At 70.9% G+C, this 16754-nt stretch carries 11 protein-coding genes; 4 read left to right on the top strand and 7 right to left on the bottom strand.

Translation table 11 applies throughout. The annotated features are described in order from the left end of the window. Positions 1–20: 20 nt before the first annotated feature. From A3Q37_RS31705 to hppD, 7 genes are all read right to left on the bottom strand, one after another. A complete protein-coding gene (locus tag A3Q37_RS31705) occupies positions 21–782 on the bottom strand; it encodes an alpha/beta fold hydrolase (RefSeq protein ID WP_065489948.1) in 762 nt (253 codons plus the stop codon). After that, a complete protein-coding gene (locus A3Q37_RS31700; RefSeq protein ID WP_065489947.1) occupies positions 782–1687 on the bottom strand; it encodes a beta-ketoacyl synthase N-terminal-like domain-containing protein in 906 nt (301 codons plus the stop codon). The genes A3Q37_RS31705 and A3Q37_RS31700 overlap by 1 nt, the downstream gene beginning before the upstream one ends. Continuing rightward, positions 1684–2811 (bottom strand): beta-ketoacyl synthase N-terminal-like domain-containing protein, encoded by a 1128-nt coding sequence (locus tag A3Q37_RS31695; protein WP_065489945.1) that lies wholly within the window; start codon positions 2809–2811, stop codon positions 1684–1686. Before A3Q37_RS31695 ends, A3Q37_RS31700 begins: the two co-directional genes overlap by 4 nt. Further along, on the bottom strand, positions 2808–4058 hold the full coding sequence (locus A3Q37_RS31690; RefSeq protein ID WP_065489944.1) for a beta-ketoacyl synthase: 1251 nt from the start codon (positions 4056–4058) through the stop codon (positions 2808–2810). The genes A3Q37_RS31695 and A3Q37_RS31690 overlap by 4 nt, the downstream gene beginning before the upstream one ends. 183 nt (positions 4059–4241) lie before the next feature. Next, entirely contained in the window at positions 4242–5354 is a 1113-nt protein-coding gene (locus A3Q37_RS31685; protein ID WP_065489941.1) for a prephenate dehydrogenase, read from the bottom strand. After that, positions 5351–7801: an aminotransferase class I/II-fold pyridoxal phosphate-dependent enzyme gene (locus tag A3Q37_RS36135; RefSeq protein WP_218064578.1), complete on the bottom strand. Its 2451-nt coding sequence runs from the start codon at positions 7799–7801 to the stop codon at positions 5351–5353. Before A3Q37_RS36135 ends, A3Q37_RS31685 begins: the two co-directional genes overlap by 4 nt. After that, positions 7798–8829, bottom strand: coding sequence for a 4-hydroxyphenylpyruvate dioxygenase (gene hppD / locus A3Q37_RS31675; RefSeq protein WP_065489939.1), 1032 nt, complete (start codon positions 8827–8829; stop codon positions 7798–7800). Before hppD ends, A3Q37_RS36135 begins: the two co-directional genes overlap by 4 nt. A 396-nt stretch (positions 8830–9225) precedes the next feature. On the opposite strand from hppD, the gene A3Q37_RS31670 reads away from it, so the two are divergent. The 4 genes from A3Q37_RS31670 to A3Q37_RS31655 all read left to right on the top strand — a co-directional run. Then, positions 9226–9906 carry a thioesterase II family protein gene (locus A3Q37_RS31670; RefSeq protein ID WP_369691478.1) on the top strand — a complete coding sequence of 227 codons (681 nt, stop codon included), beginning with the start codon at positions 9226–9228 and terminating at the stop codon, positions 9904–9906. A gap of 12 nt (positions 9907–9918) precedes the next feature. Next, entirely contained in the window at positions 9919–10743 is an 825-nt protein-coding gene (locus A3Q37_RS31665; RefSeq protein WP_065489935.1) for a mycofactocin-coupled SDR family oxidoreductase, read from the top strand. Positions 10744–10824: 81 nt separating this feature from the next. Next, positions 10825–13650: a non-ribosomal peptide synthetase gene (locus A3Q37_RS31660; RefSeq protein WP_079138075.1), complete on the top strand. Its 2826-nt coding sequence runs from the start codon at positions 10825–10827 to the stop codon at positions 13648–13650. Between the two features lie 2 nt (positions 13651–13652). Next, positions 13653–16754: condensation domain-containing protein (locus A3Q37_RS31655; protein WP_255311998.1), on the top strand; the 3102-nt coding region annotated here is incomplete at its 3' end.

Raw genomic sequence — 16754 nt, 5'->3', positions numbered from 1 at the left:
TGGTTCGGATCGTTCGGTTCTCATGCGTACGTCGGTGACGCGGGCCCGTACCCGGCCGCGGTGCGGTCGAGGAACTCCTGGACGGAGCCGGTGAACCAGCGGGGATGCTCCAGCATCGGGAAGTGGCCGCCCTCGGGCAGGACGAGTGCTTCACCCGCGGCCAGGTCGGCGGCCAGCAGCCGGGCCTCGCCGACGGGAGCGGTGGCATCACCCTCGGCACCGATCACCAGACCGGGCACGGTGATCAGATCCGGGCGCAGCCGGGGCGAGTTGAGGTAGGCGTCGAAGAAGCGCAGCCAGCCGTAGGGGCCGATCCACTCGCAGAGCCTGCGCGCCATGTCGGCGCGGAGATCCGGGTCGATGGGCCGGTCGCCCGACTGCAGGCGGATGCCCTCCGACATGGTCTCGGGGAAGTTGGCCAGCAGCGGAGCGATCATGTTCCAGTGGAAGTCGTCCGGATCCCGCCGGTAGAACGGCGTGACCAGGACGATGCCCGAGAGGCCGGCCGGCTCGCCGCTCAGCGCCCTGCGGCCCAGCAGCTCCAGGAGGGGCAGCACCGTGAACGAGTGGGCGACCACCAGATCGGGGCCGCCGGGCACGGCGGAGATGACCTCCTCGACACGGCTCGCCGAGTCGGTCTCGTAACGCCACGCGTCGATGCCATCGCTGCGCCAGGGCAGGTCCGGGGCGTGCACCCTTACGTCGTCGCGCCAGTGGTCCTGGAGGCGGGACCAGATCGCGCCGTTGTTGCCCAGCCCGTGCAGCAGCAGGATCTGCTTCATCAGGAGTGGCCGCCCGGCAGGAGGACGAGCCCGGCGGAGGGCACGTCGGCGCCGCCGAGCAGCGCGTACGCCGGCTCGGTACCGTCCTGTGCCAGCCATGCGGATGCTGCGGCGCACTGGAGGACGCCCAGCGCGCCGGAGGCCTCGCCCCAGCCCCGCAGATCGAGACGGGCCGCGCCCGGGGGGACCGGGGCCGGATCGTCGGTCAGCCAGACTCCGCCGCCCGGGGCCGCCGCAGCCAGGCCCTCCGCGCACGCGGCGAGCCCGGCGGTGCGGACCTGCGGGCCGATCAGGGCGTGGGCCCGGCTCCCGGCCGCACGGCTCACCACGAGCCCCGCGCCGCCGTCCACGACCGGGCCGCCCATGAGCGCCCGGGTCACCTCGTTGTCCGGCTCCACGCCCACCACCAGCATGTGGTCGGCGCGGCCCGAACGTACGGTCAGAGCGGCCCAGCGAACGGCGTCCAGACCGGAGGTGACGCCGTTGCACACCGTCAGGTTCGGTCCCCGCAGGTCGAAGCGGATGGCGATCTCGGAGGCGGTGATGTTGCTGGACGCGTTCGGGGTGTCCATCGGACTAAGCCCCCGGGTGCCCTCCTTGGCGATGGTCTCGACCGCCCGGCAGACCGTGTCGGCGTTGCCCAGGTTGGTGCTCACGACCACCCCGACCCGCTCACCCGGAGCGGTGGGCCGCCCGGTGGCGTCCAGCAGCCCGGCATCGGTCAACGCGGACACGCTCAGGCACAGGCCGAGCTGAGTGGCCCGGTCCTTGTAGCGCAACCCCTTCTTGCCGATCAGCGCGGCCGGGTCGACCCGGGCCGCACCGGGGACGGGCGGTGCGAGCAGCCCCTCGGGAGCCGTGACGCCGGGCAGTGCCACGCCGACGCCGGTGATCGCCGCACTCATGCCGCACCTGCCACGATCGCCACGGCGTTGACCCCGCCGAACCCGAAACCGTTCACCTGGGCGACCTCCACGGGCCGGTGAAGCTGAGTGCCACGGACCAGGTGCAGTTCCCTCGCCTCCGGCAGCGGCTCACTCAGCCCGCCGACCGGCGGGATCCGGCCGCTCGTGATGCTCTGTGCGGCCACCAGCAGGCTCATCAGCCCGGCCGAGCCGGAGGTGTGACCGGTCCCCGCCTTGATACCGGTCAAGGCGGGCCGGGCGGCGCCGAAGACCTCGGCGGTCACCTCGGCCTCCATGAGGTCGTTGACGGGGGTTCCGGTGCCGTGCATCAGCACCAGGTCGATCTCCTGCGGGGTCGCACCGGCCGCCGCGTGGGCCTGCCGGACCGATGCCGTGATGCCCTCCCGGTCCGGTGCGGTGGGGTGGCGGGCGTCGCAGTTGACGGCCACCGACCGCAGCCAGCCGCGTGCCGGGCGCCCCGGTGCCGGGGTGCGGCTCAGCACGATGGCGGCAGCCCCCTCACCGAGGATGGTGCCCTGACGCTCGCGGTCGAACGGGCGCACCGAGGGCGGCGGGTCGAACTGCACCCGGTCGGCCTGGCCGAACATGGACTCGGTCACCGTGTCGCAGCCGGCCACGACGACCGTGTCCGCCTCGCCCTGCTCCAGCAGGTCCCAGCCGAGGGCCAGCGCGTACAGCGAGGCCGAGCAGGCGTTGGCGAACGTGTGGCTGTCCACGGTCCCGAACCGCTCCCGCAGCGCGGGACCGAAGTCCAGCCCGGCGGCGTCGAAGGGCACGCCGTCGCGCCACCACAGCTCCAGCGAACGGTGTTCGCGCAGCCCGGTGCCCACCAGCACCGGAACGCCGCTCAGATCTTCGCCGAGACCGGCGGCGTCGGCGGCCTGCCTGACGGCCTCGACGAGGAAGCGCGACGCGCGGCCCGGCTCGTCCTCCCCGGCGACCCTGTCGTCGATCTCGAAGAGCTGCTGGGCGTTGAACCGCTGCCGGTCGAAGGCGCGCAGGGGACCGAGTCCGGTGCGGCCCTCGCACAGGCCGTCGAAGATCTCTTCCGGCGTCCGGCCGATACTGGCCACCGCGCCCAGCCCGGTGATGGGGAAGCTCATGCGGCGGTCTCCTCGTACTTGCCGAGGATGACAATGGCGTTGTTGCCGCCGAACGCCAGGCCGTTGTTCTGCACGATGCGCAGGTCCGCTTCGACGGCGTGGTTGGGCACGCAGTCGATCTCGCACTCCGGATCCGTCTCGGTGTGGTTGATGGTCGGCGGGACGAAGCCGTGGGTGATGGCGAGACCGCTGGCGATGGCGCCGAGCGCGCTCGCGGCTCCCATGGTGTGGCCGAGCATCGACTTCAGCGAGATCGTGCGCGGCGGCGCGGATCCGAACACGCCGCGGATGGCCCGGGCCTCGGTGATGTCGTTGGCCTTGGTGCCGGTGCCATGGGCCGAGATCAGATCGACCTCCTCCGGTTTCACCCCGGCGTTCTCCAGGGCGATGCTCATGCAGGCGGCCACACTGTCGCCGTTGGGCGCGACCTGGTGGTACGCGTCGCAGTTCAGGCCGTAGCCGAGCACCTCGGCGTAGATCGTGGCGCCGCGGGTGAGGGCGGATTCCAGGGTTTCCAGGACCAGGACGCCGGCGCCCTCGCCGGTGAGGATGCCCTTGCGGTCGACGTCGAAGGGCTGGCAGCACTCGGGGGCGATGGTGCCGAGGCGGTAGAAGCCGGTGAAGGTCTTGCGGCACATGGCGTCGGCGCCGCCGCACAGAGCGAACTCCACCTCGCCGGAGCTCACCGCGTCGAACCCGTACCCGATGGCGTAGTTGCCCGCGGAACAGGCCGTCGCGATGGTCTGGGCCTCGACGTTGGTGAGTTCCAGCTCCTGGGCGATGGCTGTCGAGAGCCGGACCGGGGAGACCCTGCGGACGACTTCCGGGTCCATCTGCTCCGGCCCGTCGGCGAGTTCGACCTCCACGAGCTGATCGAGTTCGTACGATTCGCCGTCGGTCGTGCCCACCGAGATCAGTCCGCGGCGGTCGGTGAGTGCGGCGGGATCGAGGCCGGCGTCCTGCAGCGCCATCCGGGCCGCGCCCACCGCGAAGCGGCTGGCGCGGCCGAGGCTCTGCAAGGGGGTGTTGGTGATCCACTGCCCGGGGTCGAACGACGCGACTTCGCACCCGTTGCTGTGGGCGAAACCTTCGACATCGAAAATCGAGATCGGCTTCGCCCCGCTGCGCCCTGCCTTGAGACTCTCCGTGAATTCGACGGCACCGATACCGATACTGGACACCACGCCGAATCCGGTGAGCACCACGCGGTGCCGTGCCGGCGTATTACCGGGAAGCGCTGGAGACATACCTGTCCTTCGGTCTGATCGCCTCGATGGGAGGAATTCCGGCACAGGGCCACCCCCGGATTGCAGGCGGATTGGTCAGTGGGGTGAGATTGATCGGTTCCGAACCTGCGCCTAAACCCTGGCTGTGGTGGGGAACCGGCTCAAGAGAAGGTGCAGCAAGCTGCCATGTGAATACCGTTCGGCTCAGCGGCGGTCGGTGACCAGAACATCTGTATCCGGCATGGCCCACCCCTCCACGCTCAGGAGCCGGGAAAGACCGGGGGCGGCCTGCTGGTCGACGAAGATCTCGATCAGCCCGCGCGGCTGCTCCGGCGCGTGATCGATGCGCACGTCCTCGATGTTGACGCCTGCCTTTCCGACGGCGCTGAACAGCCGGGCCAGCGCACCGGGCCGGTCCGGCATGATCACCGGCACCGACACCAGACCTCTCGGCGGTGCACCCGGCCAGTGCGCCACCCGGGCCTGACCCTCGTTGCCGCGTTTGAGGAGGTCGTCCAGGCCGGCCGCGGCACGGTCGCGCATCTCACGGTCCGTGCTGCGCAGCCCGCGCAGCGCACCCACCGCCTCGCCGAGATCGGCCGCGTACGCGTCCAGGACATCCGCCACGGCATCGGCGTTGGCTTCCAGCACGTCCCGCCAGAACTCCGGGTCGCCCGCGGCGACCCGAGTCACATGCCGGAGTCCGTGGCCGGAGAGCCGGACGCTGTTGTCCGGTACGTCCACCAGCCGGGCCGCCATGAGCGTGGCGATCAGGTGCGGGGCGTGCGTCGTGAGGGCGACCGCGAGGTCGTGCCGCTCGGTGTCCATGATGACCGGCACCCCTTCGCACAGGGCGACGAGTTCCAGGACCCGGTTGAGCACGCTCCGGTCGGAGACCTCCGATGGGGTGAGCACCCACCAGCGGCCTTCGAACAGGTCGGGTCTCGCGGCCAGCGGGCTGGGCCGTCCCTCGCTCGCCAGGGGATGGCCGCCGACGTAGGTGACCGGATCCGCTCCGGCGGCGAGGATTTCGTCGCGCGGCAGCCCCTTGACGCTGGCGATATCGGTGTAGGCATGGGCCAGTCCGGCGCGCTGGACGCGCGTCAGGAGCGAGGCGACCTGGGTGGGCGGCACCGAGAGCACAGCGAGGTCCACCGGCTCACGGGGCTCTTCGAGAGTCCCCGCTCCCATCGCCTCGGCGGTTCTGGCCGCGGTGGTGTCCTCGTCGTCCAGGTGGACCTTCACGCCGCGTCGGGTCAGAGCGAGGGCGATGGACGTCCCGATCAGTCCGGTTCCGATGACCTTGGCGGTCCTCATCTCCCGCGCCTCGTCTCCGATTCGATGAAGCGCGCCAGCCGCGCGATTCCCTCCTCGATCTCGCTGTGCGAGAGGTAGCTGAAGGAGAGCCGGATGGCATGGTCGCCACCACCATGCGGATAGAAGTACGCCATGGGCGTCCAGATCACGCCGAACTCGCGGGCGGATCGCAGCAGCGCCGCGTTGTCCACGACGAACGGGACGCGGACGGTGAGGAAGAATCCGCCGCTGGGCTCGTTCCAGCTCACCCCCGACGCGTCCCGGCCGGCCCCGGGGAAGCGGCGTTCGAGCTGCTTGAGAGTGACCCGCAGTGCGTCACCGTAGTGTGCGGCGGGGCCGGTGTTCAGCTCCGAGATCCGGCCGTCGGACGCCAGCAGCATGCCGGCGAGCGCAGCCTGGCTCAGCGGCGGGGTGTTCACCGTCACCATGCTCTTGATCTTGGCCAGTTCGTCCGCGAGCAGGCCGGTGGCGCCGGAATCGTCGCGCACCTGCTGGTCCGCGATCACGAAGCCGATGCGCGCGCCCGGGAAGACCGTCTTGGAGTAGGAGCCGAGATGCACGACGTGCTGCCCGCGGTCCAGCGATTTGAGCGTCGGCAGCTGCTCGCCGTCACTGACCAGCCGGTACGGACTGTCCTCCAGGATGATCAGGTCGTACCGCGCGGCGAGTTCCAGCAGCTCGGTACGGCGCTGCGCGGACAGGGTGCTCCCCGACGGGTTCGAGTGGTCGGGCACCACGTAGAAGGCCCGCGGCCGACGTCCCTCGGCCAGTTCCTCCCGGACCGCCGCCTCCACATCGGCGATCGACAGCCCGTCCTCCCGCTCCGCGACCTCCCGCAGCGGGATGTCGAGCAGTTCGGCGGCACCCGTGATCCCCACATAGCAGGGGCTCGCGACCAGCAGCACGTCCCGCGGTCGCGCGAACAGCGCGCGCAGGGAGAGCAGCATGGCCTCCTGGGCTCCGACCGTGACCACGATCGATGCGGGCGGGACGTCGATCCCCTCGTCCTTGCGGAGGGAGTCGGCGATCAGGTCACGGATCAGACCGGCGGTGGGGCCGTACTGATAGATGGCGGTACGGATGCCGTCGTCGCTGACCCCGCTCTCCCGCAAGTGGTCCAGATAGCGGCGGATGTGTGTGAAGACGTCCTCGGTCTCGAAGAACCCCTCGTACGGGCGCCCCGGGGCGAAGGAGACCGCGTCGGGGAAGCGCCCGGTGATCTCGTTGAGGAAGTTCATCGTGTCCAGCACCGGGGCGGAGACGCTGCGGTGCAGCTCCTCCTTCCGCAGGCCGGTGCCGGAGGATCGCCGGGGCTCCGCCACCGGGGCCGGTGCCGGGGTCGGGGCCCGGAGCCGGACGGAAGGAGCGGTGGATCCGTCCAGGAGCGAGGGTCCGGCGTCGACCACCGAGGCCGTGCCGGTGAGCACCAGCGCGTCGGCCAGTTCCTCGACGAGGATGTCGAGCACCTGCGAGACGCCCCGCTCGCCGTCGACCGCCAGACCGTGCAGCACCGGCCGGCCCAGCAGGACCGCGTCGGCGCCCAGGGCGAGGGCGGCCAGGGCATCCGTACCGCGGCGGACGCCGCCGTCCACGAGCACCGGGCAGCGGCCCGCAACCGAGGACGTGATCTCGCCGAGAGCCTCCAGCGTCGCCTGCCCGCCGTCCAGCTGCCGGCCCCCGTGATTGGAGACGACGACGCCGTCGACGCCCGCGGCCACGGCGCGCTCCGCGTCCTCGGCCGTCATGATCCCCTTGAGGAGGATCGGCAGGGTGCTGACCGACCGGAGCCAGGACACCACGGACCAGCCCAGCGCGGGATCGATCTCGGCGCGGCCGTGGTCGGCGGGGGAGGAGTAGTCGGCGTCCGGAAGGTTGACGGGCGCGATGCCCGACGGCAGCCGGAAGTCGTTGCGCAGATCTCGCAGGCGCCGGCCGAGCCGGGGAGTGTCGACGGTGAGGACCAGGGCTTCGAAGCCGGCGTTCTCCGCCCGTTCGATGAGGCGCCGGGTTGTGGCCCGGTCGCGGAAGCAGTAGACCTGCAGCCACAGCGGCGACGAGGCGGCCCGGGCGAGTTCTTCGAAAGTCCGTCCGGCGAAGGTGCTCACCACGGTCGGCAGGCCCGCCGCGCCCGCCGCCCGTACGGTGGCGAGCTCCCCCTCGGGGCGGACGAGCGTGTGGTACGCCATCGGCGCGATGCCCAGCGGCGCCGCCCAGCGACGGCCGAGCACCGTCGTGGAGGCATCGGCGCGGGCGACCCCGGACAGGACCCGGGGACGCAACCGCACCCGGTCGAAGGCCTGGACGTTGGAGGCCAGGGTCCGCTCCTCGCCGGCCCCGCCCTGGATGAAGTCCCAGACGTCCGGGTCCACCGCGGTGCGTGCCAGCTCGGCGTAGTCGTCGAGGGTCAGCGGGGGCTTCGCCGTCAGCCGCAGCCCGGAGATCGTCACGAGGCGAGTTCCCGGGCCCGCTCCACGGCCTCGTACAGCGCGCGGATGTTGGCGCTGCCGAAGCCCTGCGCGCCCTGGCGCTGGATGAGCTCGAAGAACAGCGTGCGCCGTTCGAAGGGGGAACGGCTGAACAGCTGCAGCAGGTGGCCCCACTCGTCAAGGTCGGCCAGGACGTTTGCCTTGCGCAGGCCCGCGATCTCCGTCTCGAGGCTCGGGATGCGCTCCGCGAGAGCGTCGTAGTAGGTGCCGGGCGTCTGCAGGAACTCGATTCCGCGGTGCTGGAACTCGAGGACCGAGGGGATGATCTCGTCGACCAGGAAGGCGAGATGCTGGACACCGCCGCCACCATTGCGGTCCAGGAACTCGTCGATCTGGCCCGACTTCTTGGTGGTGTCCGGTTCGATGATCGTGAAGGTGATGTCGTCGGAGGGGCTGCGCACCACGATCGAGTCCATCGCCTGCTCGCCGACGGTTACGTACTCGCTGTAGAACTGGGTGAAGCCGAAGCCCTCGATGTAGAAGCGGACGACGTCGCGCAGGGTGCCCGCTTCGAGGCACACCGCGACATGGTCGAGCTTGCGGAGCACGGGCGTCTCCGGGGCCGCGGCCGGGGCGGTGGCCGACGCTGTCCACTCCCGGTCGGCCGGGAACGCCGGGGCGTTGCCCGCGGGGCGCTGGACGAGCGTGTGGCGGACCACGCCGAATCCGGAGACGACCGGTGCTCCCGTGGCGGTTTCGCTCAGCAGCGTGGCGCCGGCCGCGAGCGCACCGTCGAGGGTGCCGAGGACGTCCTCGCAAGCGAACGCGATGTCCGCGACACCGTCACCGTGCAGCGAGAGGAAGTCCTCGGTGTCGGGCCCCGTCGTGACGACCAGCTGTACGCCGCCCTGACGCAGCAGCACCGAATCCCGGCCGGCCGTCGTCGACCGGGCCACCTCCGTGAACCCGAACGAGGAGACGAAGTAGTCGATGGTGTACTTCCGGTCGCTTGCATAGATCTCTATGTATTCGACGTCGTACGCGGTCATGGCGCTCCCCTGTCAGGAATTCTTGGGTCCGGCTTCGATGAGGCTTCGCGGCGACGTGTTTCGGGCCCCGCAGGCATATCGCGCAGCCATTCCTGTGGGCGGGTCGAAGTTCGCACCGGCGTCTGAGAATAATGACTTCCTCAGCATGGTGGCCGACCTGTAATCCCCTCAAGTGGCGCTGCAGCAAACTGCCATGAGGGGCGGCGGCGGGTGCTGCTGCCGATGGCAGCTTGTTGCCGAGGAGATTGCCGGGGAAAAGCTGCCGCCCGCAGGATGGCACGGGCCGGGTGCAAGCCCTGCCCGCCGGATCTTTTCTTTCGTCGAAAAAGGAAGACATTGACGATGGCTACCGACCCCTTTTACGGCGATGCCCGAGGCCGTGCGGACTGCGCATTGGTGTGCTTGCCCTTCGCGGGTGGGGGCGCCGGGTTCTACCGAGGCTGGAAGGACCTGCCGGAGGGCAGCCCGGACGTTATCCCCCTGCAGCTGCCGGGGCGCGAGGAGCTCTTCCTCGACGAGCTCTTCCGCGACGCCGTCGTGGCCGGCGAGAAGCTCGCCTCGGGGGTCGCCGAGCTGACCCGGGGGTATCGCCGTGTCGCCTTGTTCGGCCACAGCCTCGGGGCCGTTCTCGCATACGAGATCGCACGCAACCTCGACCGGGAGGGTGCCACGCGGCCCGTCCACCTCTTCGTCAGTGGATCCCCCGGACCGTGGACCGGCCGCAGCGACCGGGCCACCGGCCTCGACGACGACGCGTTCCTCGGCCAGGTCGAGGCGTTCGCGGGCTACAAGCACGAGGCTTTGGAGGACCCCGACATGCGGGAGCTGCTGCTGCCGCTGCTGCGTGCCGACGTCGAGATGCACGAGAACTACCGGCCGCTGTCCCGGGACCGGCTGGGGATCCCCGTCACCTCGCTGCGCGGTACCACGGACGACCTGGTGACCAGGGAACAGGCCGAGGAGTGGCGGGAGGCGACCGCTGCGGAGTTCGGGTTCCAGGAGATCCCGGGCCACCACATGTATCTGGCCGACGACCCGGCGCCGCTGCTGGCCGCCATCACCCGCACGCTCGGCTGAGAGGCCCGGACCATGCAGCTGAAGGGCAAGACAGCCGTCATCACGGGTGCGGCGCGTGGCCTCGGCCGCGCCTGCGCCACCCGGTTCGCCGAGGAGGGCGCCGACCTCGTCCTGCTGGACATCGCGCAGGACCTCGACGGGGTGCCCTATCCCCTCGGTTCCACCGGGCAGTTGGAGCACACCGCCGACCTCTGCCGTCGCCACGGGGCCGCCGTGCTCGCGCTGAGCGCCGATGTCCGCGGCCCTGATGCGTGCCGGACGGCTATCGACCAGGCTCTCGACCGGTTCGGGTCCGTGCAGGTGCTGGTCAACGGCGCCGGGATCGCGGCCCCTTCGGGCAAGGCGGTCCACGAGATCACCGAGGACGAGTGGGATCTGATGGTCGACACGGATCTCACCGGGGCCTGGCGGATGATGAAGGCCGTCGTTCCCTCGATGGTCGCCGGGAACGAGGGCAGCGTCATCAACATCGCCTCGACCGCCGGGCTCGTCGGCTACCGCCACTTCGCCGGATACGTCGCCGCCAAGCACGGGCTGATCGGCCTCACCAAGGCCGCCGCCCTGGACTACGCCCCGCACCGGGTACGCGTCAACGCGCTCTGCCCCGGCTCCGTACGGGACGACCCGCTGGTCGAGGGCCGCATGCTCGCCGAGATCGCCCGCTCCCTCGATGTGGCCGTCGAGGAGCACGAGGAGATCTTCGTACAGGCACAGCCGATGAACAGGCTCGTCGAGCCGGACGACATCGCGGGAGCCGCCCTCTGGCTGGCGGGTGACGACTCGCGCCAGGTGACCGGCACCACGGTCACCGTCGACGGAGGCTTCACCGCCCGCTGAGCGGTGTCTCCCCGCTTTCGCCCCACCCTTGCCCTGCCCCGCCCCTAGCTTCGATCACCTTCGCCCCGCAGGAGTCCGCATATGTCGACAGCTGTCCGCTACCGTGTGGCCGTTCCCGTCGGTGCGGGCCGGCTGCCGGCCGCCCGGGCGAGGTCGTGCCACAGCCTCACCGTTCGGGTCGCCGACGGCGCTGCCGCTCCGAGGACCGTGGGCGGCATCCGCCTCTGGCACGAGTCCGTCCCGGCCGCCTCCTCGTCCCCGGCCGCACAGGCGCGCCGGGACACCGAGGCCGGGAGGCCGCTCGCGCTGTCGGGCCCCCCGGTCCGTGCTGTGCTGCTGCGGTACGCCGACGGCCCGGCCGACCTCGTACTGGTCGCCCGGCGCGCGGCGCTGAGCGAGCGGGAGCTGCGGGAGCTGGCGGTGTCCCTGCCGGGAGGAACCGGACCGGACGCTCCGGCCGTGGCGGACCGTCGGGCGACGCCCGCCGGCGGCGAACGCCCCCGTGTCGCATGGGGTCTCGGCGAACCGTCCCGCACGGGCCGCACGGGCACGGCAGGGGTGGAGATCAAGGCCCAGGAGCCGTCCGACGAGCTGCTGCTGGCCGCCGTCGGCCTGGTGCTGGCCCGGTACTCGGCGGGGGAGGACACCGCCGTCGCCGTGTTCGACCCGGAGGACACCGACGGTGGGACCCCGGTGTTCTCCGTACCCGTGGACGAGGACCAGGACGCCGCCGCGTACGTCGCCCAGTGGCACGCCACCGACGGTGTTCCGCTCGGCGACCGCGGGCCGGTGCCCACCGTGGGGGTGTACGTCAGCACGCAGCGGCCCGGCGTGCACTACCGGCCATTCCTCGCACCGCCGCTTCCTCTCGTCCTGCACTGGCGACGCGAAGCGGACCGCTCGGTCTCCGGCGTCCTCAGCTATGACGAGGGCGAGACCGATCCGGGCATCGCCCGGGCCTTCGCACGCCATGTCGCCCACGTGGCGGAACAGTTGGCCGACCGCGGACGAGCCGTCGGCGAGGGCGGCACCCTCGCCGGTGTCGATCTCATGTCCGAGGGCGAGGCGCTGGAGACCGTGGACCGCGGCGTCACCGCCTCCGTCACCGCCCCGGGCACGCAGGACCGCACCATCCACGGGCTGTTCGCGGAGGTCGCGCGCAGCCGGCCGGACGCTCCCGCCGTGGTCGAGGGTGACACCCGGCTCAGCTACGCGCAGCTCGACGAACGCGCGGAGCGGATCGCCCGGGGACTGCGCCTGCTCGGCGTCGTGCCCGGCGGTCTCGTCGGTGTGGCCATGGACCGTACGGCGGAGCTCGTCGCGACCCTCCTCGGCATCCTCAAAGCGGGGGGCGCGTACGTCCCCATGGACATCCGCTACCCGGAGGAACGCCTGCGCTACACCGTGGACAGCGCGGGGATGCGGATCGTCGTCGGGGCCGTCGGCACGTTCCCGCGCATCGAGGGGGTGAAGGTGATCTCTCCGGCGGATCTGATCGCCCTCGCCGACCGTGCGGCCGATGAACTGCCTCCGCTCGCCGAGGACGGATCGGCGGCCGCCTACACCATCTTCACCTCCGGCTCCACCGGCCGCCCCAAGGGCGTCGTCGTCCCGCACCGCAACGTCGCCGCCCTGGTGGAAGGCGTCCGGGAGGACTTCGAGCTGAACGGATCCGACGTATGGACCTTCTTCCACTCCAGCGCCTTCGACTTCTCCGTCTGGGAGATCTGGGGCTGCCTGCTGACCGGCGGTGAACTCGTCGTGGTGCCCTACTGGGTGACGCGGGACACCGAGCTCTTCTACGACCTGGTCGTCGAACGGGGCGTGACCGTGCTCAGCCAGACCCCGTCCGCCTTCGCCCAGTTCATCGAGGCCGACGGCCGACTGCGTTCGCCGCTGGCCCTTCGTCTGGTCGTGTTCGGCGGTGAACCGCTGGACGTCTCCATGCTGGCGCCGTGGTTCGCCCGCCACTCCCACACCCGCTGCCGGCTCTCCAACATGTTCGGGATCACCGAGACCACGGTCCATGTCACGGAGCAGACCGTGAAGCCCGCCGACGTCGTCGCCCGGACCCGATCCGTCGGGCGGGCGATGCCCGGCTGGTCCCTGTCGGTGCGCGATCCTCGGGGCCGTGTGCTGCCGGCGGGGGCGTCCGGGGAGATCTACGTCGGCGGCGCGGGCGTGGCGCAGGGCTATCTCCACCAGCCCGAACTCACCGCGCAGCGCTTCGTCGACGACCCGTACGGCAGCGGTCGGATCTACCGCAGTGGCGACCGCGGACGCCTGCGGCCGGACGGGCGGCTCGACCATCTGGGCAGGCTGGACAACCAGGTCAAGATCCGAGGCCACCGGATCGAACTCGACGAGATCCGCAATGTACTCCTGGGCCACCCGGCCGTGTCGGGGGCGGCGGTTGTGCTCCGGTACGAAACCCCGGGTGACACGGCGACGGCACGCATCGACGCGTATGTGTCACTCGGCGACGCGAGCGTGTCCGAGGCCGACGTGTCCACCCATGCCGGCGGTGTGCTGCCGGACTACATGATGCCTGCCTCGGTGACCCGGGTGGACGCCATCCCGCTGACCATCAACGGCAAGGTGGACACCGCCGCCCTCCCCGAGCCGGCCGTCCGCGGCAACGCGGCCGGGGGCGCCGCCGCACCGGCTGCCGGGCCCGCCGACCCCTTGGCGGACGAGGTGCTCGCGCTGTGGAGCCGCATTCTGAGCACCGAGGTCGGGCCCGGCGACAACTTCTTCGAGCTCGGTGGCAATTCGCTGCTGGTGATCCGGCTGCTCCGGGAGATGCGGGACCGGGGGCTGCCCCGGGTCTCCACCCAGGACTTCTACCGCAATTCGGTCGCGACGCAGTTCATTCAGCTTGTCCGCGGCGCCAATGGAGGTAACTAGCCGTGTCCGTACGACAGGACGTTTCCCTGCCGCTGACTGCCGCCCAGTCGGGTATCTGGTACGCACAGCAGCTGAATCCGCAGAACACGGTCTTCCTCCTGGGCGAGTACCTCGACATCGAAGGTTCCCTGGACACGGAGCTGGTTGAACAGGCCATGCGCCACGTGGTCGAGGAGGCGGACACGCTGCGCGTCCGCTTCGATCACACGGACGGTGAGCCGACCCAACGAGTGGTGCCCGCGGCGGACTTCGCCTTCGAACCCGTCCGGCTCGACTTCACCACCGAGAACGATCCGCAGGCGGCCGCCCGTGCCTGGATGGCCTCGGAGCTGGACCGCCCGGTGGACCCCCTGCGGGACCCGCTGTTCCTGTTCGCCCTGCTCAAGGTCGGCGAGGAACGGCATTTCTGGTTCTACCGTTATCACCACCTGATCGCCGACGGCTACACCGTCGTCGTCATCGCGCAGCGCGTACCGCAGATCTACTCGGCACTGGCGTCCGGGCTCCCTGTCGGCGACAGTCCCTTCGCGCCGCTGACCGACCTGCTCGACGAGCACGCCGCGTACCAGGGCTCCGAGCGTCGGGCCAGGGACCGGGATCACTGGGCGGAACGAATGGCCGACGCGCCCGAGCCGGTCAGCCTGTCCGGACGGCAGCCAGGTGCGGTGTTCGAGCTCGTCCACCGGACCGCGCACCTGCCACAGCGGGAGACCGACCGTCTGCGCGACCTCGGCCGTGCGGCCGAGACCTCCTGGCCACCGGTGCTGTTCGCCTCGGTCGCCGCCTACCTCCAGCGGCTGACCGGCGAGCGGGAAGTGATCCTCGGGCTGCCAGTGTCGAACCGGCTGGGCCGCACCGCGCTGAGCGTGCCGTCCATGGTGTCCAACGTTCTGCCCCTGCGGATCGCCTTCCCCGACGGCGTCACGGTCGCCGAGCTGATGCACCAGGTCTCGGCCGAGCTGCGTGGAGCCACCCGCCACCAGCGCTACCCGTACGAGGACATCCGCCAGGAACTCGGCATGCTGGCCGCAGACCGCCGACTGGTCGGCCCGCACGTCAATCTCATGATGTTCGACCACAAGCTGTCCTTCGGCGAGGTCCCCTCCCGGCCCCGCACGCTGGCCACCGGGCCGACCGACGACCTGTCCTTCCTGATCTACGACCGCACGACCGAGGCCGGTCTGCAGATCGACTGCGACGCCAACGCGGACCTCTACGACGAGGTCGCTCTGGAGGCCTACCAAGAAGGCTTCCTGACGTTCCTCCGGGAACTCTCGGAGGCGGGCCCGCAGCAGCGCGTCGACGCACTCGCCGTCTCCGACCGCGCCCAGGAGGTGCGGGACCGGGCACGGGCATCCCTCGCCGCAAGCCGGGAGAGCAGCCGGCAGGACGGCGCCCCGGAGCTGTCTTCGGCCGGAGACGCCCCGGCGCACCGCCCCCGCACTCCGCAGGAAGAGATCGTCTGCGCTCTCGCCGCGGAGGTCTTCGAGACGGAGAAGGTCGAGGTCGACGACAACTTCTTCCTCATCGGCGGACGTTCGCTGCACATCACCAAGCTGGTGAGCAAGGTGCGCAAGGCCTTCAAGGCGGAGATCCCGCTCCGCAGCGTCTTCGAGAACCCGACGGTCGCAGGCCTGGTCGAGCAGCTGGCCGGGGCTCGGGGCGCGAGGCAGCCGCTCGTCGCCGCCGAGCGCCCGGCGGAGATCCCGTTGTCCCCCGCCCAGCAGCGGCTGTGGTTCCTCAACCAACTCGGCGGCCAGGACTCCGTGTACAACGAAGCGGTGGCCATCCGGCTGCTGGGCAAGCCCGACACCCCGGCGCTCCGGGCAGCTCTGAACGACGTCGTCGCGCGTCACGAGAGCCTGCGCACGATCCACCCGGAAGCAGACGGACAGGCACGTCAGCTCATCCTCGACCCGGTGGCCGCGGATGTGGCGCTGCCCGTCGTACCGGTCACCCGGGACCGGCTTCAGGCCGCGTTGGCGGAGGAGGCCCGGGAAGGGTTCGACCTCGGCGCCGAGATACCCCTGCGCGCCCGGTTGTTCGTACCGGCCGAGGATGAGTGCGTCCTGCAGCTCGTGGTCCATCACATCGCCTGTGACGGCTGGTCCGTGACCCCGTTCACCCGGGATCTGTCCGTCGCGTACGCGGCGCGGTGTGCCGGCAGGGAGCCGGTGTGGGAGCCGTTGCCGGTGCAGTACGCCGACTATGTGCTGTGGCAGCGCGACCTGCTGGGCGACGCCGCCGAGGAAGGCAGCGAGCTGGCCCGGCAGCTGCGCTACTGGCGCGAGGCGCTGGACGGGCTGCCCGAGGAGATCGCGCTGCCGATCGACCGGCCGCGGCCCGCCGTGGCCACCCATGACGGGGGGCGCGTCCTGTTCGAGCTGCCCGCGCGGACCCATGAACAGCTCAGGGATCTGGCGGCCGCCAGCGGCGCCAGCTTGTTCATGGTGGTCCAGGCGGGTCTGGCGGCTCTGCTGTCGCGGTTCGGTGCGGGCTCGGACATCCCGATCGGCTCACTGATCGCAGGGCGTACGGATGCGGCGCTGGACGATCTGGTCGGGTTCTTCGTCAATACGCTGGTGCTGCGTACGGACACGTCGGGGGATCCGACGTTCCGTGAACTGCTGGACCGGGTACGCGAGAGCGACCTGGCAGCGTACGCGCATCAGGACCTGTCCTTCGAGCGGCTGGTGGAGGAGATCAATCCGGCCAGGTCGCTGGCCCGGCACCCGCTGTTCCAAACCGCGCTCGACGTACAGAGCAGCGATGGTTCGCGGCTGGATCTGGCGGGGCTCGAAGCCGAGTCCGAGCTGATGGACACCGGGAGCGCCCGCTTCGACCTCTTCTTCCGGCTCGTGGAGTCGCGGGATGGGGAGGGTGGTGCGGCGGGTGTGTCGGGGCGGTTGGAGTTCGCCCGGGATCTGTTCGACGAGGAGACGGCAGGCCGGCTGGCCGCGGGTCTGGTGCGGTTGCTGAAGACGGTCGCGGCGGACCCGCAGGTACGGACCGGTGAGCTGGACGTGCTCTCCGCGGTGGAGCGGGGGTGGGTGGTCGAGGGATGGAACGCGACCGATCACGCGGTGGTCCCGGGGACGCTGGTG

Source organism: Streptomyces sp. PTY087I2 (assembly GCF_001687325.1).
GTDB lineage: Bacteria > Actinomycetota > Actinomycetes > Streptomycetales > Streptomycetaceae > Streptomyces.
The sequence above is the reverse complement of the archived record's forward strand: the minus strand, read 5'-3'. Positions and strand labels throughout refer to the sequence as shown.

What these genes read in the sequence shown, in the direction of transcription:
- A3Q37_RS31705 (WP_065489948.1), bottom strand. Translation starts at nt 782, where the DNA reads ATGAAGCAGATCCTGCTGCTGCACGGGCTGGGCAACAACGGCGCGATC.
- A3Q37_RS31700 (WP_065489947.1), bottom strand. Translation starts at nt 1,687, where the DNA reads ATGAGTGCGGCGATCACCGGCGTCGGCGTGGCACTGCCCGGCGTCACG.
- A3Q37_RS31695 (WP_065489945.1), bottom strand. Translation starts at nt 2,811, where the DNA reads ATGAGCTTCCCCATCACCGGGCTGGGCGCGGTGGCCAGTATCGGCCGG.
- A3Q37_RS31690 (WP_065489944.1), bottom strand. Translation starts at nt 4,058, where the DNA reads ATGTCTCCAGCGCTTCCCGGTAATACGCCGGCACGGCACCGCGTGGTG.
- A3Q37_RS31685 (WP_065489941.1), bottom strand. Translation starts at nt 5,354, where the DNA reads ATGAGGACCGCCAAGGTCATCGGAACCGGACTGATCGGGACGTCCATC.
- hppD (WP_065489939.1), bottom strand. Translation starts at nt 8,829, where the DNA reads ATGACCGCGTACGACGTCGAATACATAGAGATCTATGCAAGCGACCGG.
- A3Q37_RS31665 (WP_065489935.1), top strand. Translation starts at nt 9,919, where the DNA reads ATGCAGCTGAAGGGCAAGACAGCCGTCATCACGGGTGCGGCGCGTGGC.
- A3Q37_RS31660 (WP_079138075.1), top strand. Translation starts at nt 10,825, where the DNA reads ATGTCGACAGCTGTCCGCTACCGTGTGGCCGTTCCCGTCGGTGCGGGC.